The organism is Kitasatospora sp. LaBMicrA B282 (genome assembly GCF_050325825.1).
Lineage (GTDB): Bacteria > Actinomycetota > Actinomycetes > Streptomycetales > Streptomycetaceae > Kitasatospora.
In genome coordinates, this window is sequence record NZ_JBNQTI010000380.1 from 1 (window position 1) to 805 (window position 805).

The 805-nt window shown below is 68.1% G+C and carries 1 protein-coding gene; it reads left to right on the forward strand.

Going from position 1 to position 805, the window contains the following annotated elements; all coding sequences use genetic code 11:
• Window positions 1-720, forward strand: a 720-nt coding sequence (locus ACQRUO_RS39555) for an IS982 family transposase (RefSeq protein ID WP_428321018.1), incomplete at its 5' end; no start/stop codon positions are given.
• Between the last annotated feature and the right edge of the window lie 85 nt (window positions 721-805).

The window sequence follows — 805 nt, forward strand, 5'->3', positions numbered from 1 at the left end:
ATCCGCTTCGCCCATGCCCGGCTCGGGCATCTCTTCCGCTATCTGCCCCAGCAGTCCGCCTACAACAAGCGCCTCAACGCCGCCGGGCCGCTGATCAGCCACGTCATCGAGATGCTCGCCCGGCAGGTGCCCACCTGGCACGACAACCTCCGCCTGATCGACTCCACGCCGCTGCCCTGCGCGGCCTCCCGCGAGACCGCCAAACGCTCCGAGCTGGCCGGACACGCCGGATACGGCTACTGCCGCAGCCACTCCCGGTTCTTCTGGGGCTTCCGCCTCTACCTGCTCACCACCGCCGAGGGCATGCCCGTGTCCTGGTGCCTGGCGAACCCGAAACTGGGCGAACGGGAGGTGATGACCGCACTGCTGGAACGTGACCGTCACCTCGTCCGCAGCGGTCAGGTGATCCTGTCCGACAAAGGCTTCGCCGGCCGGGAGTTCGAGGCATTCCTGACCGAGCGCCTGGGCGTCCGTCTGATGCGGCCGGACCGGAAGGACGAGCCGGTCCGGCACGGCCGCCTGGCCCGCGTCCGCCAGTGGATCGAAGCGGTCTTCGACACACTCAAAGGCCAGCTCAGCCTGGAACAACACGGCGCCAGAACCCCGGCCGGAGTCTTCGCCCGCACCGGACAACGACTCCTCGCCCTGGCAGCCGGCATCTGGCACAACTGGACCACCGGCGCCAAGATCAAACGATCCCTGATCGCCTACGACCACTGAGAACATCGGACTCACTCATCTAGGCGGTGCCGCGACTCGACGCGCGCCGGCCGTTGACGCCGCGTCACCGATCCGCGTCACCGAT